We start from the raw sequence: 2,043 nt of genomic DNA on the forward strand, positions 1-2,043 counted from the left end.
TGATAAATATATCAGGAAAGGCTCCTTTATGCCGGGCTAATGCCTCTGAAAAACTTGTACCGAGCTCTACCTGAGACTTTATATCTGCAAGGGCGGACTTAAGATGTCTGTTATCTGTGCTCTCCATGCTATCTTCTATGGCACTGAGTAGCGGTATACCTGCCCTCAACATAACAGCGAGATTCCGGACATACTCAATAACGTCTGACCTTTTTACCTTCCCTATAACAAAATAGTTTCTTATCTTTATAATAATATTGCTTGCCCTTTTCACAGCAAGGACATTTAAGCTTTTTGCTGTAAGGTCATCATAGACAGCATTAATGTCTTCTGCCTCTGTAACTCCACTTATCATGGTACCATCAAGATTTATTGCCTTATAAGTAAAATAGCTCACCCTGTTACCCTTATTATTTCCTCCAAACTCGTTATCCCTTCAGCAGCCTTCTTCAATCCATCCTCTCTCAGCGGGAGCATCCCCTTTTTCAAGGCCGCTTTCTTTAAGACAGTGATAGCTGCCCCTGAAAATATCAGCTCCCTCATTTCATCATCAATTGTCAGTATCTCACCAATCAATGTTCTTCCTGAGTACCCTGTACCATTGCATTTAGGACACCCCTTACCCTTAAATCCAGTATCTCTAAGAATTCCATACTCTTTAAACTGGGATATTTCGTTGTCATTCAATGGATATTCAATCTTGCAGAACCTGCAAATCTTTCTTACAAGACGCTGGGCTATAATGGCAAGAAGTGAAGTAGAGAGTAAAAATTTATCAACCTGAAGGTCCAGAAGTCTGGGGATTGAAGTTACCGCATCATTTGTATGGAGTGTTGAAAGAACAAGGTGTCCTGTAATGGATGCCCTGATTGCTATCTTTGCTGTTTCTTCATCCCTTACTTCTCCGAGGAGCATTACGTCCGGGTCCTGTCTCATAAAGTTTCTGCCTGCAAGGGCGAAATCATATCCCACCTTCTCATTGACCTGAGTCTGTTTCACAAAACTCAATTTATACTCAACAGGGTCTTCAACGGTGATTACATTTCTCTCAAGCAGGTTAATCTCCCTCAATGCGGAATAAAGGGTTGTAGTTTTTCCACTACCTGTGGGACCGGCGATAAGGATAATCCCGTAAGGCTTTTGAAATAAATCTTTTACCTTTTCTGTACCTGCACTATCAAATCCAAGCTTATCTATACTCAGCAGATACCCGGTTCCTGCGAGTATTCTCATTACAACATTCTCGCCGTATATAGTTGGGACTGTAGATACACGGATGTCGTAAAACTTATCCAGAAAAGGGAAGGTAAATGAACCATCCTGCGGTAACCTTGTCTCTGCGATATCAATCTGGGACATAATCTTGATTCTCGATACCACCCCACCATGGGTTAATTTTTGAAAAGAATATCGATGCTGCAGTACCCCGTCAATCCTGTAAAAAACATTGGTTATATCAGATGATGGATTAATATGAACATCGGTTGCCTTTTCCCTGATACCACTCATAATTACCAATTCTGTGAGTGATGCTATTTGAGCTCCAGTTACAGTCCCTGTTTTACCCATTTCCTTTATAATACTATCCATACGTTCCTGAATAGGGTTTTCAAGAAAATAGTAACTACTTTCCAGGGAATCATGAAAACTATCCGGGTCTACAAGAAAGACCTTTGGATACTCCTTTGTAATGTTCACTACCCTGTCAACTGCTCCAATATTACTGGGGTTAGTCACACCTATACTCATCTTCCCATTTTCAATCTCAATTGGTATAAATTCTTCCCTTTCGGCAATATCTTTGGGTATCATTTTTAGTGCATCTTCAGAGATAGGGTATTCACTGAGGTCTATAAACTCTATTTTAAACTGTTCTGCAAGTGTCTGGCCAAGCTCTTTGGAAGTGATAAACCCCAACCGGACAAAAATGTCTCCAAGCAGTTCACCGGTAACCTTTTGGTGCACTAAAGAGATCTTAAGTTGATTATCACTGATCAACCCCTTTGTCTTAAGTATATCTCCCAGCCTGAAGGTAGACATAAT

General features: G+C 40.6%; 2 protein-coding genes. Both read right to left on the minus strand.

The annotated features are described in order from the left end of the window. The coding region (locus NTU69_10650) for a type II secretion system F family protein (GenBank protein MCX5803969.1) at positions 1-397 on the minus strand (397 nt) is incomplete at its 3' end. Then, on the minus strand, positions 394-2,043 hold a 1,650-nt coding region (locus NTU69_10655), incomplete at its 5' end, for a GspE/PulE family protein (protein MCX5803970.1). The genes NTU69_10655 and NTU69_10650, both read right to left, overlap by 4 nt.

The organism is Pseudomonadota bacterium (assembly GCA_026388215.1).
In the GTDB taxonomy this organism is placed as follows: Bacteria; Desulfobacterota; Syntrophorhabdia; order Syntrophorhabdales; family Syntrophorhabdaceae; genus JAPLKF01.